The following is a 26899-nucleotide window of genomic DNA, read 5'->3' on the forward strand; positions in this document are numbered from 1 at the left end:
CACCGGGCGCGCGCTGCGGGTACGGCGAACCGACGCCGGAGGGTGTGAGCGGGGGTATATGCGGGGACTGGGTGCGGCACATGAAAGACCGGGCCGGGCGGGATCAGGGTTGGATCCAGACCCGTCGGCCGAGGGGCGGGAAGAGCGTCGTGGCCCGTCCCGCGTTGCACGGCAGGCGTCATTGCCCGCAGCGCTTACGGCTCATGCCCGCTGGTTAAGCGTTCGAAACCAGCAAGTAACAGTTGTGACGGCTATTCATGCAGGCCACCGCATAAACAGCGGTTCACCTATCCTACGGCCGTTCCGAACAGCACGCCGAGGAGGTACGTCACACCGGCCGCAGCCCCGCCGAGCGCGAGCTGCCGCAGACCGCTGAACCACCAGCTGCGCGCCGTCACCTTGGCCACCACGGCGCCGCAGCCGAACAGCCCCGCGAGCGCCAGCACCACGGCCGGCCACAGCGCGCTCGCGCCGAGCAGGTACGGCAGGAGGGGCAGCAGGGCACCCAGCGCGAAGGAACCGAACGAGGACACGGCCGCGACCAGCGGCGAGGGCAGGTCGCCGGGGTCGATGCCCAGCTCCTCACGGGCGTGGATCTCCAGGGCCTGCTCGGGGTCCCTGGACAGCTGGCGGGCGACCTCGCGGGCGAGCTCCGGCTCGACGCCGCGGGCCCGGTAGAGCGCGGCGAGTTCCTTCTCCTCGTCCTGCGGGTGCTTGCGCAGCTCCCTGCGCTCCACGTCGAGCTCGGCCTCGACGAGTTCGCGCTGGGAGGCGACGGAGGTGTACTCGCCGGCGGCCATGGAGAAGGCCCCGGCGGCGAGCCCGGCCAGACCGGTCAGAATGATGGCCTGCTGCCCGACGGATCCGCCGGCGACGCCGGTCATCAGGGCGAGGTTGGAGGCCAGGCCGTCCATCGCCCCGAAGACGGCGGGGCGCAGCCAGCCGCCGTTCACGTCCCGGTGCGTGTGGTTGTCACGGTGCGCCTCGTGCAGCGCGGCCTCGGTTTCGATGATGGCCATGAGGTCCCCCAGATAGCTTAGGCAAAGCTAACTTTAGATACGTTCTACTTTTCGACAACCTCAACCTACGCCACTCCCCCAGCCCCCCGCCAGCAAGGAAAGGCTGCGCTAACCTGCACGTTTGTCGTGGAGCGCTGCCCCGTGCCGGGGGGCCGGCCGGATGTCGGTCCGGGTGATGCTGCGGCCGGTGAGGCTCGTGCGCGCTTCGCCGCCGGGCCTGCGTGAGCGCCTGGCGCCGGCGCTCACCGGCGAGCGACTGGAGGCGGGCGTGGCGGCCGTGGCGCAACGCCCGGCGCGCGCTCGCCCTCGCACACGCCACGACACCGCCTTCGCTCTGCCCCTGCTCCTGCTCCTGCCCCTGCCCCTGCCCCTGCCCCTGCCCTGCTCCTGCTCCTGCCCTGCTCCTGCTCCTGCCCCTGCCCCTGCCCCTGCTCCTGCCCCTGCCCCTGCTCCTGCTCCTGCTCCTGCGGCACCAGATCGTCGGCCACGTCCACAGCTACGGCGTAGCCGCCGCCGAGACGGTCCGGTCGCCCTCGCCGCCGCGGCCCGCCTGTGCCGGGTCGCCGACTCGGCGCCCGCGCTGGCGGCGCGCCGACCGGCACCCTCGGCGGCGGCGTCGATCCCGGAGTCCCGGCGCGACGCCTGCCGCACACTCTCCGGGTGCGCGATCCCCGCCTCACCGGCACCGGCCTCGTGGAACTCGCCGATCTCCTGGAAGCCGCACAACCGGCCCCACCGGGAGGATGATTCGGGGCATGACGCCCAAAGGAGAAGAGAGCAGCGGGCCGTGTCCGGGCGGGCCCGGCGGTCTCGACGAGCGGATCGCCTCCGCTCTCGTGGGAGCCGCCGTCGGCGACGCTCTCGGGGACCCGTCGAGCGCTGCTCCCCCGACCAGACCCTCGAACGCCACGGCGGCCGCGTCCACGGCGTCGCCGGCCCGTGGAACGGCGACGCCTGGCGCCGGAGGTCCCCGATGCTCCGCGTGACCTGGGTGCAGCCGGAGGACCTGGTGCGCCACGAGTTGCGACAGGCACGGCAGGACGGCCGCGAGCCCAAGGTGATCGCGGCCCGGTGGCGGGCGGCCGGCGGCAGCGAGGAAGCGCCGCCCGGGGGCGCGTCGACGCAGCCGGCGTCGCGCTATCTGCGGCTGCTCGCCGAGGACCTGCTGGACGAACTGGCCGATCTGCCCAGCCGGTTGAGCGAGCAGGAGCCGACCGACCTGGCGCGGATCAGGCGGCTCTGCCCGGACTGGCCGCAGGCGTCCGGGCGGGCCCCCTCCCCCGGCCATCGAGGCTTCGAGGCGGCCTGGCTCGGGCGGGCGGCGGGCTGTCTGCTCGGCAAGCCCGTCGGGACACTCCCCCTCGACGCCATCCGCAGGCTCGCCCGCGCCACCGGCAACTGGCCGCTGAACACCTGGTTCACGGCACGCGGCGTCCCCGAGGAACTGCTGGACGAGCACCCGTGGAACCGCCGCTCGGCCGCGACCTCCCTGGCCGAGAACATCGACGGCATGCCCGAGGACGACGACCTCGACTACCCGCTCCTCAACCTGCTTCTGCTGCAACGCCACGGCCGGGCCTTCACCACCACCGACGTGGCCCGGCTGTGGCTCGACGAGCTCCCGGCCGGACGGACGTCCACCGCCGAGCGCCTCGCCTACCGCAACCTCCTCGTCGGCATCGAGCCCCCGCACACCGCCCGCCACCGCAACCCGTTCCGCGAGTGGACCGGCGCGCTGACCCGCGCCGACGTGCACGGCTGGACCAACCCGGGCGACCCCGCGGCCGCCGCGGAACAGGCCCACCGCGACGCCGTCCTCACCCACACCGCCAACGGCGTCTACGCGGCGATGTTCACCGCGGCCACCATCGCCGCGGCGGCCACCGGCACCCAGGACGTCCACGCCTGTCTGCGCACCGGGCGCTCGGTGGTCCCGCCCGGCTCCCGGCTCGCCCGGGCAGTCGACCATGCCGTCGAACTGGCCTTGACGCACGAGAAGTTCGAGGATGTGGTGGACGAACTGCACGCCGTCCACTCCGCCGACCACCACCGGGCCCATGCCATTCCCAACACCGCCCTGATCGCCGCCGCCCTCACCCACGCCGACGGCGACTTCACCGGCTCCGTCTGCCGTGCCGTGTCCGGCGGCTGGGACACGGATTCCACCGGCGCGACAGCCGGGAGCGTCGCGGGCCTGCTCGCCGGGACCCCCGCCGCCCTCCCCGAGCGCTGGACGGCTCCGCTGAAGAACCGGCTGGCCACCTCCGTGGCCGACTTCGACGGCACCGGCTTCGACACCCTGGCCCATCTCACCCACCTGGAGACGACCCGCCCATGACCCATATCGCCGTCCTCGGCAGCATCAACATGGACCTCGTCGCGTACGTCGAGAAGGCCCCGCAGCGCGGAGAGACCGTGACCGGACGGGAGTTCCGTACGATCCCCGGCGGCAAGGGCGCCAACCAGGCGATCGCCGCGGCCCGTGCGGGCGCCACGGTCTCGATGATCGGCGCGGTCGGCACCGACGGCTCCGGCATGCGGCTGCGCGAGACGCTCGAACACTCCGGTGTCGACACCGACTTCCTGCGCACGGTCGAGGGTCAGTCCGGCACCGCGCACATCGTCGTGGACGACGAGGGCGGCAACGCGATCGTCGTCATCCCCGGCGCGAACGGCACCGTCGACCACCTCAGCCCCGGCGACGAGGGCGTGATCGCCTCCGCGGACGCCCTGCTGCTCCAGCTGGAGATCCCGCTCGCCGGTGTCCTCGCCGGCGCGCAGGCGGCCCGCCGCCACGGCGTCCGTACGGTCCTCACCCCGGCGCCCGCCCAGCCGCTGCCGCCCGAACTCCTCGAAGCCGCCGACCTGTTGGTGCCCAACGAGCACGAGGCGGCAGCCCTCACCGGCCGCGCCGACCCGTACGACGCGGCGGTCGCGCTGCTCGACCTGGTGCCGGAGGTGGTCGTCACCCTGGGCGCGTCCGGCTGTCTGTACGTGACGCGGGACGCCGAACCGCTCATGGTCCCCGCGCCGCAGGTGACCGCCGTGGACTCGACCGGCGCGGGCGACACCTTCGCCGGCACCCTCGCGGTGGCGCTCGCCGAGGAGCGCCCCATCCGGGAGGCGCTGACCTGGGCGGCCGCCGCGGCGGCGCTGTCGGTGCAACGGGAAGGCGCCTCGGCGTCGATGCCGTACCGGCCCGAGATCGAGACGCAGTACACCGCATGAGCGACACCTCCCGCCCGCACGGCGCGGACACGGCCGCCGTCCATCCGCTCACCTGGCTCTACGTCCCCGGCGACCGGCCCCACGTGGTGCCCAAGGCACTGGCCTCGGGCGCGGACGTGGTGCTGGTCGACCTGGAGGACGCGGTCGCCCCCGACCGCAAGGACTACGCCCGCGACGCCACCGCCGAGCTGCTCTCCGAGCCGCAGTCGGTGGCGGTGCACGTGCGGATCAACTCCGCCGAGACCCCCTGGGCGGCGGCGGACCTGCGAGCGGTCGCCGCGCTCCCGGGCGTCGCCGGGCTGCTGCTGCCGAAGGTCGCGTCCGCGGGCGAGGTGGTGCGCGCCGCGGAGCGGACCGGGCTCCCGCTGTACGCCCTCCTCGAAACGGCCCTGGGCATCGAGCACGCCTACGCGATCGCCTCCGCCCACCCGTCCCTGAAGGGCATCACGCTCGGAGAGGCGGACCTGCGCGCCGATCTGGGCGTACGCGACGACGAGGGCCTGGTGTGGTCCCGCTCCCGGATCGTCGTCGCCGCGCGGGCGGCCGGGCTCGTCCCGCCCTACCAGTCGGTGCACACCGACGTCCGTGACCTGGACGGCCTCGCCGCCTCCTGCGCCCACGGTCGCCGCCTGGGCTTCCTGGGCCGCGCCGCCATCCACCCCCGCCAGCTCCCGGTCATCGAGCGGGCGTATCTGCCCACGGAGGCGGAGCTGGAGGAGGCCGAGACGATCGTGAAGGCGGCGACGACGGAGCAGGGCGCCCAGGCGCTTCCGGACGGCCGCTTCATCGACGCGGCGGTCGTGGCGGCGGCCCAGCGCACGCTGGCCCTGGGCCGCCGGGCCTGAGAAACGCCGAGGGCGCCCGGATCGATCCGGGCGCCCTCGGGCGGTCGTACGGAGTCCGTCGTACGGAGGAAGGTCAGCTCTTCTTCCCCGCCGACGTGGCTTCGTCCTTCTTCTCAGGCTTCTTTACAGAGGCTTCGGAGTCTTCGGAAGGTTCCGAGGTGGACTCGGCCTCGGACTTTGCGTCGTCCTCCTCGGGCACCGCCTCCGCCTCCGCCTCGGGGGCGGACTTCTCCGCCCTGGCGTCCGGCGGCACCTCGGAGTCGTCGTCCTGGTCCGCGTCGTCGGAGGCGCCCGGCTCCACCACGGACTCGCGGCCCGGCCGACGCTTCGACGACACGAAGATGTACCCCACCGCGAGCAGGAAGACGATCAGCGCGGTCCAGTCGTTGAGGCGCAGGCCCAGGATGTGGTGGGCCTCGTCGACGCGCATGTACTCGATCCAGCCGCGGCCCACGCAGTACGCGGCGACGTACAGGGCGAAGGCCCGGCCGTGGCCGAGGTTGAAGCGGCGGTCGGCCCAGATCACGAGCAGGCCCACACCGACACACCACAGGGACTCGTACAGGAAGGTCGGGTGGTAGTAGCCGGGCACCCGGCCGCCCGTGGAGGAGGTGATGTGCAGGGCCCACGGGACATGGGTCTCGCGGCCGTACAGCTCCTGGTTGAACCAGTTGCCCCAGCGGCCGATGGCCTGTGCGAAGGCGATGCCGGGGGCGATGGCATCGGCGTAGGCGGGCAGCGGGATGCCCCGGCGGCGGCAGCCGATCCAGGCCCCGACGGCGCCGAGTGCGATGGCGCCCCAGATGCCGAGGCCGCCCTCCCACACCTTGAAGGCGTTCACCCAGTCACGGCCCTCGCTGAAGTACAGCTGGTAGTCCGTGATCACGTGGTAGAGCCTGCCGCCGACCAGGCCGAAGGGAACGGCCCAGATCGCGATGTCGGCCACCGTACCGGGCCGGCCACCGCGGGCGACCCAGCGCTTGTTGCCGAGCCAGACGGCGACGAAGACGCCGATGATGATGCAGAACGCGTAGGCACGCAGCGGGATCGGACCGAGGTTCCAGACCCCGCGCGACGGGCTGGGAATGTAGGCAAGTTCCATGGCAAGGTCGACGCTACCGTGCCGGGCGGGGCGCGCGGTGTGCGGTCCGGCTACGGGTCCATAACAGGGCGTGAGGCGGCGCCCTGCGCGAGACCCACCCGGGGCGCCGCCCGCCGGGCTCAGCCCTTCGCCGCGTCCTCCACCATCTGCTTCAGCTTCGCCGGGGTCATGGTCTGGTCCTGGTAGATGTTCTTGCCGTTCAGCAGGACGGTCGGGGTGCCGCTGTAGCCGCCGGCCTGGAAGGCCTTGTCGGACTTCACGACCCAGTTGTTGTGCTTGCCGTCCTTGACGCAGGCGCGGAACGCCGGGGTGTCCAGACCCTCGACCTTGCCCGCGAGCTCGATCAGCTTGTCGTTGCCGGCGAAGGCGTCGTCCGTCTCCTTGGGCTGGTTCGCATAGAGCACGTCGTGGTAGTCGCGGAACTTCCCGGCGTCCTGGGCGCAGGCCGCCGCGTTGGCCGCGTGCAGCGAGCCGGTGCCGCCGAGGTTGCCGTCGATGAGCGTGACCACGTGGTAGTCGATCCGGAGCTTGCCGGAGTCGGTCAGCTCGTGGAGCGTCGGCCGGTAGCTCGTCTCGAAGGCCTGGCAGGCCGGGCAGCGGAAGTCCTCCCAGACGGTGAGCGTCGACTTGGCGCCGTCCTTGCCGACCGGGATCGCGAGACTGTCCTTGCCCTGCGCGCCGGAGGGCGCGACGACCGGGCCCGCGGAGTCGCCGCTCTTGTTCTTGCCGGCGTTCGCGGCGATCACGCCGATCACGGCGGCCAGGCCGAGCACACAGACGACGCTCGCGCCCACGATCAACGCGCGTCGTCGCTTCTCGGCGGCCTTCTGCTTCTCACGCTCGACCGCCATCCGCTCCCGGGCGGTGCGCTTTCCGTCACGGTTCTTCTCGCTCACACCCCCAGAACGAACCGGGGAGGCGCAACGCGCCTCCCCGGTCCCAGGTCCACCCGTACGAGGGACCCCGGCAGAAATCACCGCTCCGTTACGCCTGTCCGCGCACGCCCTTGGCCAGGTCACCGGCGAGTTCGCGGACGGCTTCGAGCCCGGCGGCCTCGTCGGGCGCGTCCAGCATCAGCTTGACGAAGGCCGAGCCGACGATCACGCCGTCGGCGAAGCCGGCGACCTCGGCGGCCTGGGCGCGGTTGGAGACGCCGAGGCCGACGCAGACGGGCAGGTCGGCGCGGGCGGCCCGGGTGCGCCGCACCAGGTCCTTGGCCTGCGTGCCGACCGACTCGCGGGTACCGGTGACGCCCATCAGCGAGGCGGCGTACACGAAGCCGCTGCCTGCCGCGGTGATCTCGGCGAGCCGCTGCTCCTGGCTGCTGGGGGCGACGACGAAGACCGTGCCGAGGCCGTGCTTCTCGGCGTGCTCGCGCCACAGGGCCGACTCCTGGACCGGCAGATCGGGCAGGATGCAGCCCGCGCCGCCCGCCTCGGCCAGCTCGGCGGTGAACCGCTCGACGCCGTAGCGGTCGATGGGGTTCCAGTACGTCATGATCAGGACCGGCTTGCCGGTGGCCTCGTAGGCCTCGCGGACCGTGCGCATGACGTCGGCGATCTTCACCCCGCCGCGCAGGGCGATGTCGTCGGCGGTCTGGATGACCGGGCCGTCGAGCACCGGGTCGCTGTGCGGCAGGCCGACCTCGACGATGTCGGCGCCGCCGTCGAAGGCGGCCTTGATCGCCTCGATGCCGCCGTCCACGGTCGGGAAGCCGGCCGGGAGGTAGGCGACGAGGGCGGAGCGGCCCTCCGCCCTGGCACCCGCGAGGGTGTCGTTCAACAGCTGGACGTTGCCGCTCACTTGGCGTCTCCCTCGATCTCGGCGGTGTCGGCCGCGTCGGCGGCCACCGTGGCGTCGGTGTCGTACAGGCCGAAGTAGCGGGCGGCGGTGTCCATGTCCTTGTCGCCGCGGCCGGAGAGGTTGACGATGATCAGGCCGTCCGGGCCCAGCTCCTTGCCGACCTCCAGGGCACCGGCGAGCGCGTGGGCGCTCTCGATGGCCGGGATGATGCCCTCGGTGCGCGACAGCAGGCGCAGTGCCTGCATGGCGGCGTCGTCGGTGACCGCGCGGTACTCGCCGCGGCCGCTGTCCTTGAGGTAGGAGTGCTCGGGGCCGATGCCCGGGTAGTCCAGACCGGCCGAGATGGAGTACGGCTCGGTGATCTGGCCCTCCTCGTCCTGCAGGACGTAGGAGCGGGAGCCGTGCAGGATGCCGGGCTCGCCGGCGGTGAGCGTGGCCGCGTGCTCGCCGGTCTCGACGCCGTGGCCCGCGGGCTCGCAGCCGATCAGGCGGACGTCCGCGTCGGGGATGAAGGCGTGGAAGAGGCCGATGGCGTTGGAGCCGCCGCCGACGCAGGCGATGGCGGCGTCGGGCAGCCGGCCCGCGCGCTCCAGGATCTGGCGGCGCGCCTCGACGCCGATCACGCGGTGGAAGTCGCGGACCATGGCCGGGAAGGGGTGGGGGCCTGCGACGGTGCCGAAGAGGTAGTGGGTGTGGTCGACGTTGGCGACCCAGTCCCGGAACGCCTCGTTGATGGCGTCCTTCAGGGTGCGGCTGCCGGACTTCACGGCGACGACCTCGGCGCCCAGCATGCGCATGCGGGCCACGTTGAGGGCCTGGCGCTGGGTGTCGATCTCGCCCATGTAGATGGTGCAGTCGAGGCCGAACAGCGCGCAGGCGGTGGCGGTGGCGACGCCGTGCTGGCCGGCGCCGGTCTCCGCGATGACGCGGGTCTTGCCCATGCGCTTGGTGAGCAGGGCCTGGCCGAGCACGTTGTTGATCTTGTGCGAGCCGGTGTGGTTGAGGTCCTCGCGCTTGAGGAACACCCGGGCGCCGCCCGCTTCCGCGGCGAAACGGGGTACCTCGGTGAGCGCCGACGGGCGGCCCGTGTAGTTGACCAGCAGGTCGTTGAGCTCTCGGGTGAACTCGGGGTCGTGCTTGGCCTTGTCGTACTCGACGGCGACCTCGTCCACGGCGGCGACGAGGGCCTCCGGGATGAAACTTGCCGCCGTATGCGCCGAAGTAGCCTTCGGCGCTGGGGACTTGACCCTCCGGGTCGGGGAAGAAGAAGTGTTCGCTGGGCATGCCGGTACCTCACGGTGAGTGCGTGGAAAAGACACTAATCGCCGTGGGGGCAGGGGTTGTCCGTTGGCCGCGGGCCGGATGTGGCTGGTCGCTCCCCCAAGCTCTCAACTTCATTCGAGCAGGGAGGGACCCCCATCGCGGCGGAGTCGCATATTCGAACAGAGTCCCGCGCCCCTATGGGGCGCGCTGCCATCGACGTCCGTTTACCTGCCCAGGTTCGTCACCGATGACGTAACGCACCCGTCGCCCGTGCACGCGCCGTGCGGGCGCGCGGCAGCCCCGGGGCCGGCAGCCGCGCGCAAGGCGGGCATACGGGTCCCGGGTCGCCGGGGTGTCAGGGGTGGTCATCGGGGCCAAGCCTACCGGCAGGTCAGTCCCGGCCGTGGCGGAGTGCGGGGTGCTCGCCCGCGGCCACGAGGTCGGCTACGGCGGTCTTCGGGTCGCGGCCGGTGACGAGGGACTCGCCGACCAGGACGGCGTCGGCGCCCGCGTTGGCGTACGCGATCAGGTCGTGTGGGCCGCGCACGCCGGACTCGGCGACCCGGACGATGCCCTCGGGGACCTCCGGCGCCACCCGCTCGAAGGTCGTACGGTCGACCTCCAGCGTCTTGAGGTTGCGCGCGTTGATGCCGATCACCTTGGCGCCGGCGGCCACGGCACGCTCGACCTCGTCCTCGTCGTGCACCTCGACGAGCGGAGTGAGGCCGATGGACTCGGCGCGCTCGATGAGGGACTCCAGGGCGGGCTGATCCAGGGCCGCGACGATCAGCAGCGCGAGGTCGGCGCCGTACGCGCGGGCCTCCCACAGCTGGTACGACGTGACGATGAAGTCCTTGCGCAGGACCGGGATGTCGACGCGGGCGCGGACGGCCTCCAGGTCGGCGAGCGAGCCGCCGAAGCGGCGCTGCTCGGTCAGCACGGAGATGACGGCCGCGCCGCCCGCCTCGTAGTCGGCGGCGAGCCGGGCCGGGTCGGCGATGGCGGCCAGCGCGCCCTTGGACGGGCTGGAGCGCTTGACCTCGCAGATCACCTTGACGCCTTCGCCGCGCAGGGCGGCCACGCCGTCCTTGGCGGCAGGAGCCTTCGCCGCGCGCTCCTTGAGCTCGTCGAGGCTGACGCGCGCCTGCCGTTCCGCGAGGTCGGCACGGACTCCGTCGATGATCTCGTCGAGCACACTCACGCGAGGGGCCCCCTTCCGGACGGTGGTTCAAGTGGGCGGGAAGCCCGTGGTCACTGCGATGGTATCCGGAGGAAGGCGCTGGCCTCGCATCCGGTTGACGGTGGTCCCAATACCTGGACGCCCACCTTTTGATCAAGGATGCAACCAGCCACCGAAGGGCAGGTTCCGGACAACCGTGAAGATCAGCAGGAGCGCCCCCAGGCTCCACAGGCGCACGGGCCCGAGTTCGACGCGCAGGGGTCGGCCGCGGGCCGCGCGCACCGCCCAGACGGTCCACAGCACGGCGAAGGCGGCGTAGCCGGCGACGGCGAGGGCGTTGTCCTGGAGGGCCGCGGCGATGTCTCCGTGGACGAAGGCGTGCGCGCTGCGCAGGCCGCCGCAGCCGGGGCAGTACAGGCCGGTGAGGCGGAGCAGGGGGCACACCGGGTAGTGGCCGGGCTCGTTCGGGTCCACCGCGCCGACGTACGCGAAGGCGGCGGCGACGGCCGCGAGGACACCGGCCGGGGCGGCGAGCCGCTTCCAGGGGGCCGCGGTCAGGGTGTCGGCGTTCACGCCCGTCATTGTGCCCGGTGCGCGTGTCGCCCGGTGCGCGTGTCGCGGGCGCACGAAAGGGGCGGTCCCGGCTGCTCGTCGAGCGCCGGGACCGCCCCTCACCTGAGGTCCTGCGAAGCTCAGCCCTCGACGCCGACCGGCTCGGGCGTCACTGACGGGCGGGGCTGCGCCTGGTGGCTGTCCTTCGGCTGGCCCAGGCCCATGGAGCGCATGACGGCGCCGACGACACCGCCGAGCACCACGATCACCATTCCGGCCCAGAAGCCCAGCGGCTGGGCCATCACCATGAACGCGCCCGAGACGCAGAAACCGATGAAGGCGATGGTGACACCGGTCCAGGCGGCCGGGGTGTGTCCGTGGCTGCTGCCCGCCATTGCTTGCTCCTCATTGCGCTGGTCATTGCTCTGTTCGTGGGGGGTGAGCCGGAAGCTCACGCTCCATTGTCCCGTACCACGCACGCGCGAGATGAGCGGGGGTCGTTCTTCGGCGGGGCCCCTGTGCCGCTTACGCCCCCGTCGGGTCCTCGCCCCGGTCCAGTGCCTTCCAGAGGTCCTCGGGCCGGTCCGGGTCGACGGCCTTGGCGGGGCGGCGCGGCTCGGCCGTGCCGCGCTCGTAGCGGCCGGACATCGCGGGCCAGGTACGGCCGTGGCGCAGGGCGATCAGCCCGGCGATCAGGAGCAGCGCACCGCCGACGGCCGCGACGTAGGGCCAGCCGGTGTGGGTGAGCGCGGTCACCGTGGCGGAGGTGTCGCCGGTGGCCTCGGCGGCCTTCTCGTCGAGCGCGGCGCTGTCGGAGGCGCCGACCAGGGCGGCGGCGACCGTACCGGCGCCGGAGAGCGTGAGGAGCGCGGCGACCAGGACGCGGCCGAGCCGGCGCACGGCGAAGACGGCGACGAGCGCGGCGAGGCCCACGACGGCGAGGGCAGCGGGGACGCCGGTGACGTCGCTGCCCTTGGCGGTGAGCGGGATGGCGCCGCCGGCCACCGCCGCGGCGCCCTCGGACCAGAGCTGCCGCGAGGCCAGCAGCGTCACGGCCGCGCCGAGCGCACCGCACAGCAGCGCCAGGGCGAGGCTGCGGCGGCCGGTTCGCGCGGGTCCGGCGGTTTCGGAACGGGGGTGGGGAACGGCAGTCACGTACTCCACTATCGCCTGCTCGGGGACCGGCTCTCCGCCCGGGGGCTCGTCAACCCATGGTCGGACCACTCTTCGATCATGAACATCTCATGATCGCCACATGAATCGGCCACGCACGGCAAAGGGTCGTCCCGGCTTCAAGCGTCCGTCTTGTTGACGTGTTCCCGACACTCATAGGTTCTGCGCCGGTCCTGCCGCGCTCCCTGCGTCAGGCCCGCACAACGCACCCGCATGCCCCCTGGTTCACCCCCACTTCCGGAGGAAGTACGTTGCGCAGAACCGCTTCGTTCAGCGTCGTGGCATCGCTCGCCACGGCAGCCCTGGCCCTGACGGCACCCGTCGGACAGGCGGCGACCACCGCTTCGCCGGCCCACGGCGTCACGACCGCCCGCTCGTGTGCGGCGCCGACGCAGAAGGACGTCATGGCCTGCAACGCGCTCAAGGTCACCGCGGGGACTCCGAAGTCCGCGCGCGCCGAGAGCGATCTCACCGCCGCCGCCGCGCCCGCCGGCTACGGCCCCACCTCGCTCCAGACGGCGTACAACCTGCCGTCCGCCACGGGCGGTTCGGGCCAGACCGTGGCCATCGTCGACGCGTACGACGACCCGAACGCGGAGGCCGACCTCGCGGTCTACCGTTCGCAGTACGGTCTGCCCGCCTGCACCACCGCCAACGGCTGCTTCCAGAAGGTCGACCAGAACGGCGGCACCAGCTACCCGCGCGGCGACTCCGGCTGGGCCGAGGAGATCTCCCTCGACCTCGACATGGTCAGCGCGGCCTGCCCCAACTGCAAGATCCTGCTGGTCGAGGCGACCACGCCGACCATGACCAACCTCGGCACGGCCGTGAACACCGCGGTGAACAAGGGCGCCAAGTTCGTCTCCAACAGCTACGGCGGCGGCGAGTCCTCCAGCGACGCGACGTACGACTCCTCGTACTTCAACCACCCGGGCGTCGCCATCACCGTCAGCTCCGGTGACAACGGCTACGGCGTGGAGTACCCGGCCGCGTCCAAGTACGTGACGGCGGTGGGCGGTACGTCCCTGAACACGTCGTCCACCGCGCGCGGCTGGACCGACACGGTGTGGAACGGCGCCGGCTCGGGCTGCTCCGGCTACGACGCCAAGCCGACGTGGCAGACCGACGGCGGCTGCGCCAAGCGCACCGTCGCCGACGTCTCCGCGGTCGCCGACCCCAACACCGGCGTGGCGGTGTACGACTCCTACCGGACCGCCACCGGCTGGATGGTCTTCGGCGGCACCAGCGCCTCGGCCCCGCTGATCGCGGCCACCTACGCGCTGGCGGGCGCCCCGTCCGCGGGCTCGTACCCGGCCTCGTTCCCGTACGCGCACACCTCGGCGCTGTACGACGTGACCAGCGGCTCCAACGGCAGCTGCGGCGGCTCGTACCTGTGCACCGGCACCGCCGGGTACGACGGTCCGACCGGCCTCGGCGTGCCGAACGGCACGGCGGCCTTCACCGGCTGAGTCCGGCTGGGGCCGACGCACTGCCTCCGGCTGAACCCCTACGGGTTCAGCCGGTTGGCCGTATTCACCGCCCGCAGGACCGCGGCCGCCTTGTTGCGGCACTCGTTGTCCTCCGCGACCGGGTCGGAGTCGGCGACGATGCCCGCTCCGGCCTGCACGTACGCCGTGCCGTCGCGCAGCAGGGCGGTGCGGATGGCGATGGCGGTGTCGGAGTCGCCGGCGAAGTCCAGATAGCCGACGCAGCCGCCGTACAACCCGCGCCGGGACGGCTCCAGTTCGTCGATGATCTGCATCGCGCGGGGCTTGGGCGCGCCCGAGAGGGTGCCGGCGGGGAAGCAGGCCGTCAGCACGTCGAAGGCCGTACGCCCGTCGGCGACCTTGCCGGTGACGGTCGAGACGATGTGCATGACGTGCGAGTAGCGCTCGACGGACATGAAGTCGACGACCTCGACCGAGCCGGGCTCGCAGACCCGGCCCAGGTCGTTGCGGCCGAGGTCGACGAGCATGAGGTGCTCGGCGCGCTCCTTGGGGTCGGCGAGCAGCTCGTCGGCGAGCGCCTGGTCCTCCTGTGGGGTGGTGCCGCGGTGCCGGGTGCCGGCGATGGGGTGCACCATGGCCCGCCCGTCCTCGACCTTGACGAGGGCCTCGGGGGACGATCCGACGACGTCGAATCCGTCGAAGCGGAACAGGTACATGTACGGCGAGGGGTTGGTGGCCCTGAGGACCCGGTACACGTCCAACGCGCTTGCGGTGCACGGGGTTTCGAAGCGCTGCGAGGGGACGACCTGGAAGGCCTCGCCCGCGCGGATGCGCTCCTTGACGTCCTCGACGGCCTCCTGGAAGTCGGGGCCGCCCCACAGCGCGGTGTACTCGGGCAGTTCGGAGGGCGGCAGGACGGCCGGGGGCTGGGCCACCGGGCGGGAGAGGTCCGCCTCCATCGCGTCGAGCCGGGCGACGGCGTCGGCGTACGCCTCGTCGACGCCGGTGTCGAGGTCGTTGTGGTTGATCGCGTTGGCGATCAGCAGGACCGAGCCCTCCCAGTGGTCCATGACGGCCAGGTCGCTGGTGAGCAGCATGGTCAGCTCGGGCAGCTTCAGGTCGTCGCGCTCGCCGGGGCCGATCTTCTCCAGGCGGCGGACGATGTCGTAGCCGAGGTAGCCGACCATGCCGCCGGTGAAGGGCGGCAGGCCCTCCTGGTGCGGGGTGTGCAGCGCCTCGATGGTGGCGCGCAGGGCGGCCAGCGGGTCGCCGCCGGTGGGGACGCCGACCGGCGGGGTGCCGAGCCAGTGGGTCCGGCCGTCCTTCTCCGTGAGCGTCGCGGCGGAGCGGACGCCGACGAAGGAGTAGCGGGACCACGAACGGCCGTTCTCCGCGGACTCCAGGAGGAAGGTGCCGGGGCGCTCGGCGGCCAGCTTGCGGTAGAGCGCGACCGGGGTGTCGCCGTCGGCGAGGAGCTTGCGGGTGACCGGGATGACGCGGCGGTCGGTGGCGAGCTTGCGGAACGTCTCGAGATCCATGGCGGCCGACCTTACTGAGCCGGGGCGGACGAGCGGTCCGCGTCGGGGGCGAGCAGGACGTCATCGTCGAAGCAGGTGCCCGCGCCGGTGTGGCAGGCGGCGCCCACCTGGTCGACCTTGACCAGCAGCGTGTCGGCGTCGCAGTCGAGGGCGACGGACTTGACCCACTGGAAGTGGCCGGAGGTGTCGCCCTTCACCCAGTACTCCCGGCGGCTGCGCGACCAGTAGGTGCAGCGGCCGGTGGTCAGCGTGCGATGCAGTGCCTCGTCGTCCATCCAGCCGAGCATCAGCACCTCTCCGGTGTCGTACTGCTGGGCGATGGCGGGGACGAGCCCGTCGGCGCCGCGCTTGAGGCGCGCGGCGATCTCGGGGTCGAGGCTGCTGGGAGGCGGCGTGCTGGTCATGGGTGCCATTGTGCCGCGCGGCACCGGCACTCCCGAAAACCGTGTCCCCTGCGCGGACGCGGTGCGTGGCCGTAGGCTGACGTCATGTCGACCTTCGCCAAGCGTGAACGGCTTCTGCTCGCCGACCTCTTGGAAACCGCCGGTCCGGACGCGCCGACCCTCTGCGAGGGCTGGCAGGCCCGTGATCTCGCCGCGCACGTGGTAGTGCGCGAGCGCCGCCCGGACGCCGCCGCGGGTGCCATGATCAAGCAGCTCGCGTCCCGGCTGGGCACGGTGACGGAGGAGTACGCGGCCAGGCCGTACGAGGAGCTGCTCCGGCTGATCCGCACCGGTCCGCCGCGGTTCTCGCCCTTCCAGCTCAAGCAGCTGGACGAGGCGGCGAACACGGTCGAGTTCTTCGTCCACGCGGAGGACGTGCGCCGCGCCCAGGAGGGCTGGAGTCCGCGCGAGCTGGACCCCGTCTTCCAGGACGCGCTGTGGTCCCAGCTGGAACGCTCCTCCCGCCTGGTGGGACGCCGCGCCCCCACCGGGCTGGTGCTGCGCCGCCCCGACGGCCGGACGACGGTCGCCCACCGCGGCACGCCGGTCGTCACGGTCACCGGCGAGCCGTCGGAGCTGCTGCTGTTCGTGTACGGCCGGCAGAACGCGGCGCACGTCGCCCTGGAGGGAGACCCGGACGCCATCGCCGAGCTGACCGAGTCGAAGCAGCTGGGCTTCTGAGGGGCGTCCCATGATCAAGGTCGCGATGACCCATGTGTACGTCGACGACGTCCCGACGGCGCACACCTTCTACACGGACGTCCTCGGCTTCGAGACCCGCACCTACCTGGACCTGGGCGGCGGCACCCTGTTCGTCACGGTGGGCGCCCCCGGCGGCACCCAGCAGGACCTCCAGCTCCTGCTGGAACCGGGCGAGGGCCCCATCGCGGAGCCGTACCGCCGCGCGCTGTACGAGGCCGGCATCCCCTGCATCGTCTTCGCGGTGGACGACATCCGGGCGGAGTACGCACGCCTGCGCACCCGGGGCGTCCACTTCACCCACGAACCCCAGGAACAGGGCCCGGTGATCGCCGCGGTCCTGGACGACACGGTCGGCAACCTGGTCCAACTGGCGCAGCCGAAGGACTGACGGGTCTCTCGGACGCCGGCGCGACAGCGTCCCCGTGGAGCCCCGGCCGCCGTGCACGACGCCCGCGTGGCGGTCCCCGGACCCGGCCACGCGTGACGCCGCGGTCGACGGCCTCACCCCGTGAGCCGGAGGCGGCCCGACACCGACTCGACCCCGCCCCAGGCGCCACGCCCCGTCAACGCGGCGGCAGGCCCGGGTAGAGCCCCGACGCCATGCCCGACTGCCGGGCGTCGCATGACGCCGTCGACAGCCTCACCCCGTGAGCCGGAAGCAGCCTGAGAGCGGCAACACTGCCGGCACCGACTCGACCCCCAGGCGCCCACCCCGCCCCACGAAAATCGAGCCCCCGCCCGCCTCAGCGAGGCAGCTCGGCCCGGCGCAACCCCGGTACGCACAGCGCGACGACGCCGCCGAGGCCGCAGGTCGCCGCGCTGGCGACGAACACCGGGCCGCAGCCCCAGGCGCCGATGGCGCCGGCGGCGAAGGGCATGCTCAGCGGGGCGATGCCTAGGCTGACGACGCTGGCGACGGAAGTGACGCGGCCCAGGTACGCGGGTTCGCCCTGGGTCTGGAGCAGGGCGCCGCACATGGCGCCGCTGAGTCCGGCGAGCAGTCCGATGAGCACGGCCACCCCGACGGCACCGACCAGGTTCGGGACGTAGGCCAGCGCGCCGATCGCGACGCAGCCACCGAGGATCGCGCAGGCGGCGACCAGTCCGGCGCGCGGCAGCCGCCCCCGGACGGCCAGCAGCAGCGAGGCGGCGCCCGCGCCGACGCCGAAGCCGGCGAGCACCCAGCCCATGCCGGGAGCACCCCAGCCGCGCTGCTCGGCGAGCAGGGTCAGGCCGACGTTGAGCGGACCGACGAAGCCGAGGTCGCCGAGGGCGATGGCCAGCATCAGCGGGGCGAGGACGCGGTGCCGGCGGATGTAGGTCAGCCCCTCCCGGAGGTCCCGCCAAGGGGTCGCCCTCTTCGCCGCGCCCCCGGTGTCGTCGGCGGGCAGTTCACGCACCCGGACCGAGACCAGCAGCGGTACCGACACCGCGATGAGCAGCCCGGCCAGGGCGAAGGCCGTCGCCGCGCCGCCGAGCGCGACGCCGAGTCCGCCCAGCGGGGCTCCGGCGACGCTCGCGCCGCGGATCGCGAGCCCGCGCATGCCCTGGACCCGGGCGAGCTGTCCCTTGCCGGTGATCCGGGCGGGGAGGGCGCCGACGGCGGGCATGAACACGGCGTCGACGGTGCCGAAGACGAGGGCCAGTACAGCCAACGGCCACAGTCCCGGACGCGTGAGGAACAGCAGCGCGGCCACCGCGAGGGCGGCCGCGCAGCGCACCGCGTCGCTCCCTATGACGACCCGGCGCGGCCCCAGCCGGTCGGCGATCACTCCCCCGCCCAGCATCAGCACGGCCCGCGGCAGCGCGCTGACCGACATCACGATCCCGGCCTGCGCGGCCGTCCCGGTCTGCACGGCGGCCCAGGACAGTGCGATGTAGTACACGTTGTCCCCGACCATCGAGGCCGTGTAGGCACCGAGCCAGCGCAGGACGTTGGGGTCGCGATGGGCCGGGCGGTCCGTGCCCATGGCAGCGGACGGTATGAGCGTGTCGGTCACGGCATTCCTCTCAGACACGGAACGGGAACCCGTACACGTGCAGCGCGACGTTCTCGCGCCCTTCGGTGTCGCCGGCGGCTTCGGCGGCCCGGCCCTTCTCCTCGTACTTCCTGGCCAGCGCGACCAACTCCTCGCGCAGCTCGCCCAGTTCTGTGGGCGTCAGGCGCAGCAGGGACTCGCTGTCCGGGGCGGAGGAGTTCCACTCGGGGCCCCAGGTGGCGCGCTCGTCGAGATAGCGGCGGTACAGGTCGGCACGCTGGTCGTGGAAGAGCCGGGTGGCCGCCAGATGGGCGGCGGCCTTGCCCGGCTCACCGCGGAAGTCCTTGTCCTGGATGCTCAGCCCGTCGGACGCGGGCTGCCACCACCGCTCGCGTCCGTCACCGCTTTGCGCCCGCGCCTCCTCGATGAGCCCGTGCTCGGCGAGCTTGCGCAGGTGGTAACTGACCAGGGACACGGCCTCGTCCACGTGCTCGGCGAGCTGGGACGCCGTGGCGACCCGCTCGACGCACAGCAGCCGGTACAGGTTCGCCCGCAGCGGATGCGCGAGCGCCTTCAGCGTCCCCACGTCGGTGATCCGCCGGTTCTCCTTGCCTGCCATGCCCCGCACTCTAGAAGCGAAAGAAAGGTTGCGCAATTAATATTGCGCAACCTTTCTTTCGCTTCCTGGGGTGACGCGCACACAGTTGCGCTACCGCGGCCGCGCAAGCCCCTCGATCAAGGCATCATGCGCCAGCCGCTCAACCGGAATGTCCCACTCCTCGGCCTCCGCGCACAGCTCGGCCAGCTCTTCCTCGGTGAAGTCGATCGTGATGACAGGCATCTGCGCAGCCTAGGAACGCGGACCGCAGTGCCGCCACCGCGTTCCCCACCAAGAGCGACCCCCCGAACTAACGAACGGGATGCCCCGCCTCCCGCAACGTCTCCTTCACCTCGCCGATCCGCAGGTCGCCGAAGTGGAAGACCGAGGCGGCGAGGACCGCGTCCGCGCCCGCCTCGACCGCCGGCGGGAAGTCGGCGAGCTTGCCGGCGCCGCCCGAGGCGATGACCGGGACCCGGACGTGCTTACGGACGGCGGCGAGCATCTGGAGGTCGTAGCCGTCCTTGGTGCCGTCCGCGTCCATGGAGTTGAGCAGGATCTCGCCGGCACCCAGCTCCGCCGCCCGGTGCGCCCACTCCACCGCGTCGATGCCGGTGCCGCGGCGGCCGCCGTGGGTCGTCACCTCGAAGCCCCCGGACGGGGTCCGGCGCGCGTCCACCGACAGCACCAGGACCTGACGGCCGAAGCGCTCCGCGATCTCGCGGATCAGGTCCGGGCGCGCGATCGCGGCGGTGTTGACGCCCACCTTGTCGGCGCCCGCCCGCAGCAGCTTGTCGACGTCGTCGGCCGTGCGGACGCCGCCGCCGACCGTCAGCGGGATGAACACCTGCTCGGCGGTGCGGCGCACCACGTCGTACGTCGTCTCGCGGTCGCCCGAGGACGCGGTGATGTCCAGGAACGTCAGCTCGTCGGCGCCCTCGGCGTCGTACACCTTGGCCATCTCGACGGGGTCGCCCGCGTCGCGCAGGTTCTGGAAGTTGACGCCCTTGACGACCCGGCCGTTGTCCACGTCCAGGCAGGGGATGACTCGGACCGCCAGGGTCATGACTCCACGGCTCCTCTTACTGTCCCGGTGAATGCTTCTAGTTCGACTTCGACCAGGATGCGCGGGTCGACGAAGCCCTCCACCACCAGGAGGGTCGCCACCGGGCGCACCGCGTCGAACAGTTCCTTGTGGGCGCGGGCCGCCTCGTCGACGTCCCGCGTGTGCGTCAGGTACATCCTCGTACGGATCACGGACTCGATGCCGAGCCCGAACTCGCCGAGCGCCTCCAGCGCGCTGGTGAAGGCGACCTTGGCCTGTTCGTACGGGTCGCCCTCGCCGTACAGCACCTGGCCGCGGAAGGACGACGTACCGGCCACCAGCACCCGGTCGCCCGCCGCGACGGCGCGCGCGAAGCCGATGGCGTCCTCCCAGGGACTGCCGCTCTGCACGCGCCGTACGGGGGCATCGGGTGTCACGACGACACAGCCTCCAGGGCCTCTTCCAGGGTGAACGCCTTGGCGTACAGGGCCTTGCCGACGATGGCGCCCTCGACGCCGAGCGGCACCAGGTCGGCGATGGCGCGCAGGTCGTCGAGCGACGAGACGCCGCCGGAGGCCACGACCGGGCGGTCCGTCGCCGCGCAGACGTTCCGCAGCAGCTCGAGGTTCGGGCCCTGGAGCGTGCCGTCCTTGGCGATGTCGGTGACGACGTAGCGGGCGCAGCCTTCCTGGTCGAGGCGCGCCAGCGTCTCGTAGAGGTCGCCGCCGTCGCGGGTCCAGCCGCGGCCGCGCAGCGTGGTGCCGCGTACGTCCAGGCCGACCGCGATCTTGTCGCCGTGCTCGGCGATGACCTTGGCGACCCACTGAGGGGTCTCCAGGGCGGCGGTGCCGAGGTTGACGCGAGTGCAGCCGGTGGCCAGGGCGGCGGCGAGCGTGTCGTCGTCGCGGATGCCGCCGGACAGCTCCACCTTGATGTCCATGGCCTTGGCGACCTCGGCGATCAGCGCCCGGTTGTCGCCGGTGCCGAACGCGGCGTCCAGGTCGACCAGGTGCAGCCACTCGGCGCCGGAGCGCTGCCAGGCGAGGGCGGCCTCCAGCGGGGAGCCGTAGGAGGTCTCGGTCCCGGACTCGCCGTGCACGAGGCGGACGGCCTGGCCGTCGCGTACGTCGACGGCGGGGAGGAGTTCGAGCTTGGCCATGGTCTACAGGGTTCCGATCCAGTTGGTGAGCAGCTGTGCGCCGGCATCGCCGGACTTCTCGGGGTGGAACTGCGTGGCGCACAGGGCGCCGTTCTCGACGGCGGCCACGAAGGGCTTGCCGTACGTGGACCAGGCGACCATGGGCGGCCGCATCGCCGGGTGGGTCGCCTCCATGGTCCAGTCCTGGCAGGCGTAGGAGTGCACGAAGTAGAAGCGCGCGTCGGGGTCGATGCCGGCGAACAGGTCGGAGCCGGCCGGCCAGTCGACGGTGTTCCAGCCCATGTGCGGCACGATGTCGGCCTCCAGCGGCGCGACCGTGCCGGGCCACTCGTCGAGGCCCTCGGTCTCGACGCCGTGCTCGATGCCGCGCGCGAACATGATCTGCATGCCGACGCAGATGCCCATGACCGGGCGCCCGCCGGCCAGCCGGCGGCCGATGATCCAGTTGCCGCGGGCGGCCTCCAGGCCCTTCATGCAGGCGGCGAAGGCGCCGACGCCCGGCACGAGCAGGCCGTCGGCGTTCATCGCCTTGTCGTAGTCGCGGGTGATCTCGACATCGGCGCCCACGCGCGCGAGGGCGCGCTCGGCGGAACGGACGTTGCCGAAGCCGTAGTCGAAGACCACGACCTTCTTGGTGGCGCTCAACTCCACACCCCCAGACGCATGACGCCGGCGACGAGACACATGCCGGCGCCGATGGAGAGCAGGACGACGAGGCTCCTCGGCATGTCCTGCTTGACGAAGGAGATGATGCCGCCGGCCAGGAAGAGGCCGACGACGATCAGGATGGTGGACAGGCCGTTCATGGGGTTACAGCGCGCCCTTCGTCGAGGGGAGGATGCCCGCCGCGCGCGGGTCGCGCTCGCTGGCGTAACGCAGTGCCCGCGCCAGTGCCTTGAACTGGCACTCCACGATGTGGTGGGCGTTGCGCCCGTACGGCACGTGCACGTGCAGCGCGATCTGCGCCTGGGCGACGAACGACTCCAGGATGTGCCGGGTCATCGTCGTGTCGTACTCGCCGATCATCGGCGCCATCTTCTCGGGCTCGGTGTGCACGAGGTAGGGGCGGCCGGAGAGGTCGACGGTGACCTGGGCGAGGGACTCGTCCAGCGGGACCGTGCAGTTGCCGAAGCGGTAGATGCCCACCTTGTCGCCGAGCGCCTGCTTGAAGGCGGCGCCGAGCGCGAGGGCGGTGTCCTCGATGGTGTGGTGGGAGTCGATGTGCAGATCGCCGTCGGTCTTGACGGTCAGGTCGAACAGACCGTGCCGGCCGAGCTGGTCGAGCATGTGGTCGTAGAAGCCGACACCCGTGGAGATGTCGGTCTTCCCGGTGCCGTCGAGGTCGATCTCGACCAGGACCGAGGTCTCCTTGGTGGTGCGCTCCACGCGCCCTACGCGGCTCATGAGCTCTGCTCCTTCTTCAGCTTGCGGACCGCGTCGAGGAACGCGTCGTTCTCTTCGGGGGTGCCGGCCGTGACCCGCAGCCAGCCCGGCACGCCGTTGTCCCGGACCAGGACGCCCCGGTCGAGGATCCGCTGCCAGGCCTCGTGGGCGTTCTCGAACCGGCCGAACTGGACGAAGTTCGCGTCGGACGCGGTGACGTCGTAGCCGATCGCGCGCAGCTCGGCGACCAGCCGGTCCCGTTCCTCCTTCAGCTGCTCGACGTACTTCAGCAGCGTGTCGGTGTGCTCCAGGGCGGCCAGCGCGGTCGCCTGGGTGATCGCCGACAGGTGGTACGGCAGCCGGACGAGCTGGACGGCGTCCACGACCGCCGGGGCGGCGGCGAGGTAGCCGAGCCTCAGGCCCGCCGCGCCGAACGCCTTGGACATGGTGCGGGAGATGACGAGGTGCGGGCGGCCTTCGAGCAGCGGCAGCAGCGAGTCGCCGTGGCTGAACTCGATGTAGGCCTCGTCCACGACCACCATCGACGGCTTGGCCGCCTGCGCGGCCTCGTACAGCGCGATGACCGTCTCGGGCGGGACCGCGTTGCCCGTGGGGTTGTTGGGGGTGGTGATGAAGACGACGTCGGGCCTGTGCTCGGCGATCGCCCGCTCGGCCACCGCGAGGTCGATATCGAAGTTCTCGTCGCGGGGACCGGAGATCCAGCCGGTGCCGGTGCCGCGCGCGATCAGCGCGTGCATGGAGTACGACGGCTCGAAGCCGATGGCCGTACGTCCGGGTCCGCCGAAGGTCTGCAGCAGCTGCTGGATGACCTCGTTGGAGCCGTTGGCGGCCCACACGTTCTGCGGGCCGAGCCGGTACTTGCCCGTCCGCGTCAGGTACGCGGCGAGCTCGGTGCGCAGTTGGACCGCGTCCCGGTCGGGGTAGCGGTTCAGGTTCCGGGCGGCCTCGCGGACCCGCTCGGTGATCCGCTCGACCAGCGGCCCGGGCAGCGGGTAGGGGTTCTCGTTGGTGTTCAGCCGTACGGGGACGTCCAACTGGGGCGCGCCGTAGGGGGACTTGCCGCGAAGCTCGTCGCGGATGGGGAGCTCGTCCCAGGGGGACGAAGAGGGGTTGCCGGTCACTTGCTCGTCGGTACCTTCCAGCCGAACCTCGCCTTGACCGCCGCGCCGTGCGCGGGCAGGTCCTCCGCCTCCGCCAGCGTGACCACATGGTGCGCGACGTCCGCCAGCGCGTCCTCGGTGTAGTCGACGATGTGGATGCCGCGCAGGAAGGACTGCACGGACAGACCGGAGGAGTGGCAGGCGCAACCGCCGGTGGGCAGCACGTGGTTGGATCCGGCCGCGTAGTCGCCCAGGGAGACGGGCGCCCAGGGGCCGATGAAGATCGCGCCCGCGTTCTTCACACGGTCGGCGACCGCGGCGGCATCGGCGGTCTGGATCTCCAGGTGCTCGGCGCCGTAGGCGTCGACGACCCTGAGGCCCTCCTCGACGCCGTCCACGAGGACGATCGCGGACTGCCGGCCGCCGAGGGCCGGGACGATCCGGTCGTCGATGTGCTTGGTGGCGGCGACCTGCGGCTTCAGCTCCTTCTCCACCGCGTCGGCCAGCTCGGCCGAGTCGGTGACCAGCACGGCGGCGGCCAGCGGGTCGTGCTCGGCCTGGCTGATCAGGTCGGCGGCGACGTGCACGGGGTCGGCCGTGGAGTCCGCGAGGATCGCGATCTCGGTGGGGCCGGCCTCGGCGTCGATGCCGATCTTGCCGGTGAAGTAGCGCTTGGCGGCGGCCACCCAGATGTTGCCGGGGCCGGTGACCATGTTGGCGGGCGGGCAGGACTCGGTGCCGTACGCGAACATCGCGACGGCGGTGGCGCCGCCGGCGGCGTACACCTCGTCCACGCCGAGCAGCGCGCAGGCGGCGAGGATCGTCGGGTGCGGCAGGCCCCCGGCTGGATCATTTTCAAAAGCGGGGGCCTGGGCGGGCGAGGCAAGGGCGATCGACTCGACGCCGGCCTCCTGTGCGGGCACCACGTTCATGATCACGGAGGACGGGTAGACGGAGCGGCCGCCGGGCGCGTACAGCCCGACCCGCTCGACCGGCACCCACTTCTCGGTCACGGTGCCGCCGGGCACGACCTGGGTCGTGTGGGTCGTACGGCGCTGTGCGCGGTGGACGAGACGGGCGCGGCGGACGGACTCCTCCAGGGCGGCACGGACGTCCGGGTCGAGGGCTTCGAGCGCGTCGGTGAGCGCCTGGGCCGGGACACGGACGGATTCCAGCCGTACTCCGTCGAACTTCTCCGCGAAGTCGATCAGCGCCGCGTCGCCACGATGATGCACGGCCTCGCAGATCGGACGCACCTTCTCCAGGGCGGCCGCAACGTCGAAGTCGGCTCGGGGCAGCAGGTCACGCAGGGCGGGGCCCTCGGGGAGGGCGTCGCCGCGCAGATCGATTCGGGAGATCACGGTCCCAATTCTCTCAGACCGGAGTCGAACACTGTCCGCGCGTATCAATGGCTGATACAGAACCCACCGGGGACTGATACAGAACGTGAGGCAATCGCTGCTACAGAGCGTGGCCGGAACCAGAAGTTCCCCTCACGCTCAGTGTTCGAAGTGTCACCCAGCGGGCATCAGCGGTGTACGAGCCGCACGCAACAGACGAACCGCGTGGGGCTGAGGAGGAAGGAGGAGCCGTGACCGAAGTGGCGGCCCTCTCCACCGGGGACCTGCCCGAGGACCTGACCGCCACCGAGGCCGGGATGTGGCAGGCCTTCCGCAACGGCAGCGTGTACGACCTGAGCAGCGGGGACCGGGGCGTCGACGATCCGCACAGCGGGCATCCCTGGGGCGCCGGACGGAGCGTGCGCGCCCGGGTCGTCGCCTGGCTGCTGCTCGACGGGCCGCCCGCGCTCACCGGCCGGGTGGCCGCCCTGAAGCTGGTAGGCGTCCGGATCACCGGCGTGCTGGCCCTGGCGGGCGGCACGGTCACGCCGTACCTGGAACTGCACGACTGCCGCTTCGACCAGGAGGTCCGGCTGCCCGAGGCCCGCTTCACGACGCTGCGGCTGGTGAACTGCTCGGTGCCGCGCCTGGAGGCGGCGCGTGTGCAGACCGAGGGCGATCTGCACCTGCCGCGCTGCCGCTTCCGGTACGGCATCCGGCTGACCGACGCGCACATCGGCACCGACCTGCTGCTCAACCAGGCGGTCGTGCACCACGACCGCAGTGGCCGCTCGATCTCCGCGGACGGCGTGAGCGTCGGCCAGGACCTTCAGGCGGAGCTGCTGGAGTCGCACGGTGAGCTGCGGCTGCGCGGCGCCAAGGTCGGCGTGTCCCTGAGCCTGCGCGGCGCGCGGCTGATCAACCCGCGCGCGCGGTTCGCCCTGAACGCGCCCCAGCTCACCGTCGAGCGCAGCCTGTACCTGACCCCGGCCGGGGTGGGCAGCCCGCTGCTCAGCGGCGCGACGCCCGCGCGCGGGACGCGCATCCAGCGGTTCGAGTGCCAGGGCGGGATCCGGCTGGACGACGGGCGGTTCGGGGACGCGGTCGACCTGGAGCGGGCGCGGCTCACCCTCACCGACGACCAGGAACTGTCGCTGCGCCGGGTGCAGACGCCCGAGCTGCGCTTCCTCGGGGACCGGCCGCAGCGCGGGCGGGTGGTGCTGTCGGGGGCGCGGATCGTGACCCTCGTGGACCGGGCGGGCAGCTGGCCGGGACCGGGCGGCCTGCAGATGGGCGGCTTCGCGTACGAGAGCCTCGTCCCGCGCGGGCCGTTCCCGCTGGACCGGCGGCTGGAGTGGGTGGCGGCGGCGACCGCCGAGTACCACCCGGAGCCGTACGAGCGGCTGGCCGGGGTGCTGCGCGGCGCCGGCGAGGACGAGGACGCGCGCGAGGTGCTGCTGGCCAAGCAGCGCCGCCGCCGCGAGACGCTGCCCCTGGCCGCGAAGCTGTGGGGGTACGCGCAGGACTGGACGGTCGCCTACGGGTACCGGCCGGGCAGGGCCGCGGTGTGGATGGCGGTGCTGTGGGCGGCGGGGACCCTCGCCTTCACGCACACGACCCCGGCGCCGATGGACCGCGGCGGCCACCCGTCCTGGAGCCCGTCCCTGTTCGCCCTCGATCTGCTGCTGCCCGTGATCGACCTGGGCCAGGTGGACGAGTGGCAACTGCACGGCGGCTGGCAATGGCTGGCCGCATCGATGATCCTCCTCGGCTGGGTCCTGGCGACAACGGTGGCGGCGGGGGCGACTCGGCTGCTGCGGCGGGGGTGAGACGGGCGGGGTCCGTGGCGGGGCCGGGGCCGGAGCCGACGTGGCGCAGGCGCGTCGGCTCGGCAATGGCAGGTGCGCAACAATGGTTGAAGAATCACCTTTTACCGGGCCTTGACCGGTGCCCGTACAACTTTCCGCAGGTTGCCCGA

At 72.3% G+C, this 26899-nt stretch carries 28 protein-coding genes and 3 pseudogenes; 8 read left to right on the forward strand and 23 right to left on the reverse strand.

Annotated features, from left to right (window positions below):
- Positions 1–287 precede the first annotated feature (287 nt).
- Positions 288–1019 (reverse strand): VIT1/CCC1 transporter family protein, encoded by a 732-nt coding sequence (locus tag QFZ74_RS07765; RefSeq protein WP_307620049.1) that lies wholly within the window; start codon positions 1017–1019, stop codon positions 288–290.
- A gap of 452 nt (positions 1020–1471) precedes the next feature.
- On the opposite strand from QFZ74_RS07765, the pseudogene QFZ74_RS07770 reads away from it, so the two are divergent.
- The 4 genes and pseudogenes from QFZ74_RS07770 to QFZ74_RS07785 all read left to right on the forward strand — a co-directional run.
- Positions 1472–1766: pseudogene (locus tag QFZ74_RS07770) on the forward strand (ADP-ribosylglycohydrolase family protein); the annotation flags it as partial.
- Between the two features lie 226 nt (positions 1767–1992).
- Entirely contained in the window at positions 1993–3357 is a 1365-nt protein-coding gene (locus tag QFZ74_RS07775; protein WP_307620050.1) for an ADP-ribosylglycohydrolase family protein, read from the forward strand.
- Positions 3354–4247 (forward strand): ribokinase, encoded by an 894-nt coding sequence (rbsK, locus tag QFZ74_RS07780; RefSeq protein ID WP_307620051.1) that lies wholly within the window; start codon positions 3354–3356, stop codon positions 4245–4247. The genes QFZ74_RS07775 and rbsK overlap by 4 nt, the downstream gene beginning before the upstream one ends.
- Positions 4244–5092: a CoA ester lyase gene (locus QFZ74_RS07785; protein ID WP_307620052.1), complete on the forward strand. Its 849-nt coding sequence runs from the start codon at positions 4244–4246 to the stop codon at positions 5090–5092. The genes rbsK and QFZ74_RS07785 overlap by 4 nt, the downstream gene beginning before the upstream one ends.
- A 73-nt stretch (positions 5093–5165) precedes the next feature.
- Here QFZ74_RS07785 and lgt read toward each other — a convergent pair whose 3' ends face one another.
- The 9 genes and pseudogenes from lgt to QFZ74_RS07825 all read right to left on the reverse strand — a co-directional run bounded on the left by lgt (position 5166) and on the right by QFZ74_RS07825 (position 12156).
- Positions 5166–6194, reverse strand: a complete 1029-nt coding sequence (gene lgt, locus QFZ74_RS07790) for a prolipoprotein diacylglyceryl transferase (RefSeq protein ID WP_307620053.1) — start codon at positions 6192–6194, stop codon at positions 5166–5168.
- 119 nt (positions 6195–6313) lie between these two features.
- Entirely contained in the window at positions 6314–7090 is a 777-nt protein-coding gene (locus tag QFZ74_RS07795) for a thioredoxin domain-containing protein (RefSeq protein ID WP_307620054.1), read from the reverse strand.
- An 88-nt stretch (positions 7091–7178) separates the two neighbouring features.
- On the reverse strand, positions 7179–7997 hold the full coding sequence (gene trpA, locus QFZ74_RS07800; RefSeq protein WP_307620055.1) for a tryptophan synthase subunit alpha: 819 nt from the start codon (positions 7995–7997) through the stop codon (positions 7179–7181).
- Positions 7994–9281, reverse strand: a pseudogene (gene trpB, locus QFZ74_RS07805) (tryptophan synthase subunit beta). Before trpB ends, trpA begins: the two are co-directional and overlap by 4 nt.
- A gap of 110 nt (positions 9282–9391) precedes the next feature.
- Positions 9392–9629 (reverse strand): annotated as a pseudogene (trpM, locus tag QFZ74_RS30400) (tryptophan biosynthesis modulator TrpM).
- Between the two features lie 22 nt (positions 9630–9651).
- The gene (gene trpC, locus QFZ74_RS07810) at positions 9652–10461 is read right to left on the reverse strand and encodes an indole-3-glycerol phosphate synthase TrpC (RefSeq protein WP_307620056.1); all 810 of its coding nucleotides are present in this window, start codon (positions 10459–10461) and stop codon (positions 9652–9654) included.
- A 132-nt stretch (positions 10462–10593) separates the two neighbouring features.
- The gene (locus QFZ74_RS07815) at positions 10594–11022 is read right to left on the reverse strand and encodes a DUF2752 domain-containing protein (protein WP_307620057.1); all 429 of its coding nucleotides are present in this window, start codon (positions 11020–11022) and stop codon (positions 10594–10596) included.
- A 110-nt stretch (positions 11023–11132) separates the two neighbouring features.
- Positions 11133–11387, reverse strand: a complete 255-nt coding sequence (locus tag QFZ74_RS07820) for an HGxxPAAW family protein (protein WP_307620058.1) — start codon at positions 11385–11387, stop codon at positions 11133–11135.
- Between the two features lie 130 nt (positions 11388–11517).
- Positions 11518–12156: a TIGR02234 family membrane protein gene (locus QFZ74_RS07825; RefSeq protein ID WP_307620059.1), complete on the reverse strand. Its 639-nt coding sequence runs from the start codon at positions 12154–12156 to the stop codon at positions 11518–11520.
- A gap of 260 nt (positions 12157–12416) precedes the next feature.
- Between QFZ74_RS07825 and QFZ74_RS07830 the strand changes: the two genes are divergently transcribed.
- The gene (locus QFZ74_RS07830) at positions 12417–13634 is read left to right on the forward strand and encodes a peptidase S8 (RefSeq protein WP_373462357.1); all 1218 of its coding nucleotides are present in this window, start codon (positions 12417–12419) and stop codon (positions 13632–13634) included.
- Positions 13635–13672: 38 nt separating this feature from the next.
- On the opposite strand, the gene QFZ74_RS07835 is transcribed toward QFZ74_RS07830, so the two are convergent.
- Both QFZ74_RS07835 and hisI read right to left on the reverse strand, forming a co-directional pair.
- Positions 13673–15151, reverse strand: a complete 1479-nt coding sequence (locus QFZ74_RS07835; RefSeq protein WP_307620060.1) for an anthranilate synthase component I — start codon at positions 15149–15151, stop codon at positions 13673–13675.
- 11 nt (positions 15152–15162) lie between these two features.
- The gene (gene hisI, locus QFZ74_RS07840) at positions 15163–15555 is read right to left on the reverse strand and encodes a phosphoribosyl-AMP cyclohydrolase (RefSeq protein ID WP_307620061.1); all 393 of its coding nucleotides are present in this window, start codon (positions 15553–15555) and stop codon (positions 15163–15165) included.
- 84 nt (positions 15556–15639) lie between these two features.
- On the opposite strand from hisI, the gene QFZ74_RS07845 reads away from it, so the two are divergent.
- Together QFZ74_RS07845 and QFZ74_RS07850 are read left to right on the forward strand one after the other, a co-directional pair.
- Positions 15640–16275, forward strand: coding sequence for a TIGR03085 family metal-binding protein (locus QFZ74_RS07845; protein ID WP_307620062.1), 636 nt, complete (start codon positions 15640–15642; stop codon positions 16273–16275).
- 10 nt (positions 16276–16285) lie between these two features.
- Positions 16286–16684: a VOC family protein gene (locus QFZ74_RS07850; RefSeq protein WP_307620063.1), complete on the forward strand. Its 399-nt coding sequence runs from the start codon at positions 16286–16288 to the stop codon at positions 16682–16684.
- A 355-nt stretch (positions 16685–17039) separates the two neighbouring features.
- On the opposite strand, the gene QFZ74_RS07855 is transcribed toward QFZ74_RS07850, so the two are convergent.
- The 11 genes from QFZ74_RS07855 to hisD all read right to left on the reverse strand — a co-directional run bounded on the left by QFZ74_RS07855 (position 17040) and on the right by hisD (position 24942).
- Positions 17040–18266 (reverse strand): MFS transporter, encoded by a 1227-nt coding sequence (locus QFZ74_RS07855; protein WP_307624074.1) that lies wholly within the window; start codon positions 18264–18266, stop codon positions 17040–17042.
- A 40-nt stretch (positions 18267–18306) separates the two neighbouring features.
- Entirely contained in the window at positions 18307–18894 is a 588-nt protein-coding gene (locus QFZ74_RS07860) for a transcriptional regulator (protein ID WP_307620064.1), read from the reverse strand.
- Positions 18895–18984: 90 nt separating this feature from the next.
- The gene (locus tag QFZ74_RS07865) at positions 18985–19116 is read right to left on the reverse strand and encodes a hypothetical protein (RefSeq protein WP_307620065.1); all 132 of its coding nucleotides are present in this window, start codon (positions 19114–19116) and stop codon (positions 18985–18987) included.
- A gap of 67 nt (positions 19117–19183) precedes the next feature.
- Positions 19184–19939: an imidazole glycerol phosphate synthase subunit HisF gene (hisF, locus tag QFZ74_RS07870; protein WP_307620066.1), complete on the reverse strand. Its 756-nt coding sequence runs from the start codon at positions 19937–19939 to the stop codon at positions 19184–19186.
- Positions 19936–20355, reverse strand: coding sequence for a RidA family protein (locus tag QFZ74_RS07875; RefSeq protein WP_307620067.1), 420 nt, complete (start codon positions 20353–20355; stop codon positions 19936–19938). The genes hisF and QFZ74_RS07875 overlap by 4 nt, the downstream gene beginning before the upstream one ends.
- The gene (gene priA, locus QFZ74_RS07880; protein ID WP_307620068.1) at positions 20352–21077 is read right to left on the reverse strand and encodes a bifunctional 1-(5-phosphoribosyl)-5-((5-phosphoribosylamino)methylideneamino)imidazole-4-carboxamide isomerase/phosphoribosylanthranilate isomerase PriA; all 726 of its coding nucleotides are present in this window, start codon (positions 21075–21077) and stop codon (positions 20352–20354) included. The genes QFZ74_RS07875 and priA overlap by 4 nt, the downstream gene beginning before the upstream one ends.
- Positions 21078–21080: 3 nt before the next feature.
- Complete coding sequence (gene hisH, locus QFZ74_RS07885) at positions 21081–21728, reverse strand: imidazole glycerol phosphate synthase subunit HisH (RefSeq protein ID WP_307620069.1); 648 nt, start codon at positions 21726–21728, stop codon at positions 21081–21083.
- The gene (locus tag QFZ74_RS07890) at positions 21719–21883 is read right to left on the reverse strand and encodes a hypothetical protein (RefSeq protein WP_307620070.1); all 165 of its coding nucleotides are present in this window, start codon (positions 21881–21883) and stop codon (positions 21719–21721) included. Before QFZ74_RS07890 ends, hisH begins: the two co-directional genes overlap by 10 nt.
- Positions 21884–21887: 4 nt before the next feature.
- On the reverse strand, positions 21888–22481 hold the full coding sequence (gene hisB / locus QFZ74_RS07895; protein WP_307620071.1) for an imidazoleglycerol-phosphate dehydratase HisB: 594 nt from the start codon (positions 22479–22481) through the stop codon (positions 21888–21890).
- Complete coding sequence (locus tag QFZ74_RS07900) at positions 22478–23602, reverse strand: histidinol-phosphate transaminase (protein WP_307620072.1); 1125 nt, start codon at positions 23600–23602, stop codon at positions 22478–22480. The genes hisB and QFZ74_RS07900 overlap by 4 nt, the downstream gene beginning before the upstream one ends.
- Entirely contained in the window at positions 23599–24942 is a 1344-nt protein-coding gene (hisD, locus tag QFZ74_RS07905; protein WP_307620073.1) for a histidinol dehydrogenase, read from the reverse strand. Before hisD ends, QFZ74_RS07900 begins: the two co-directional genes overlap by 4 nt.
- Positions 24943–25172: 230 nt before the next feature.
- Between hisD and QFZ74_RS07910 the strand changes: the two genes are divergently transcribed.
- Positions 25173–26750, forward strand: a complete 1578-nt coding sequence (locus QFZ74_RS07910) for an oxidoreductase (RefSeq protein ID WP_307620074.1) — start codon at positions 25173–25175, stop codon at positions 26748–26750.
- Positions 26751–26899: the final 149 nt, after the last annotated feature.

This window comes from Streptomyces sp. V3I7 (assembly GCF_030817495.1).
Classification (GTDB): Bacteria; Actinomycetota; Actinomycetes; order Streptomycetales; family Streptomycetaceae; genus Streptomyces.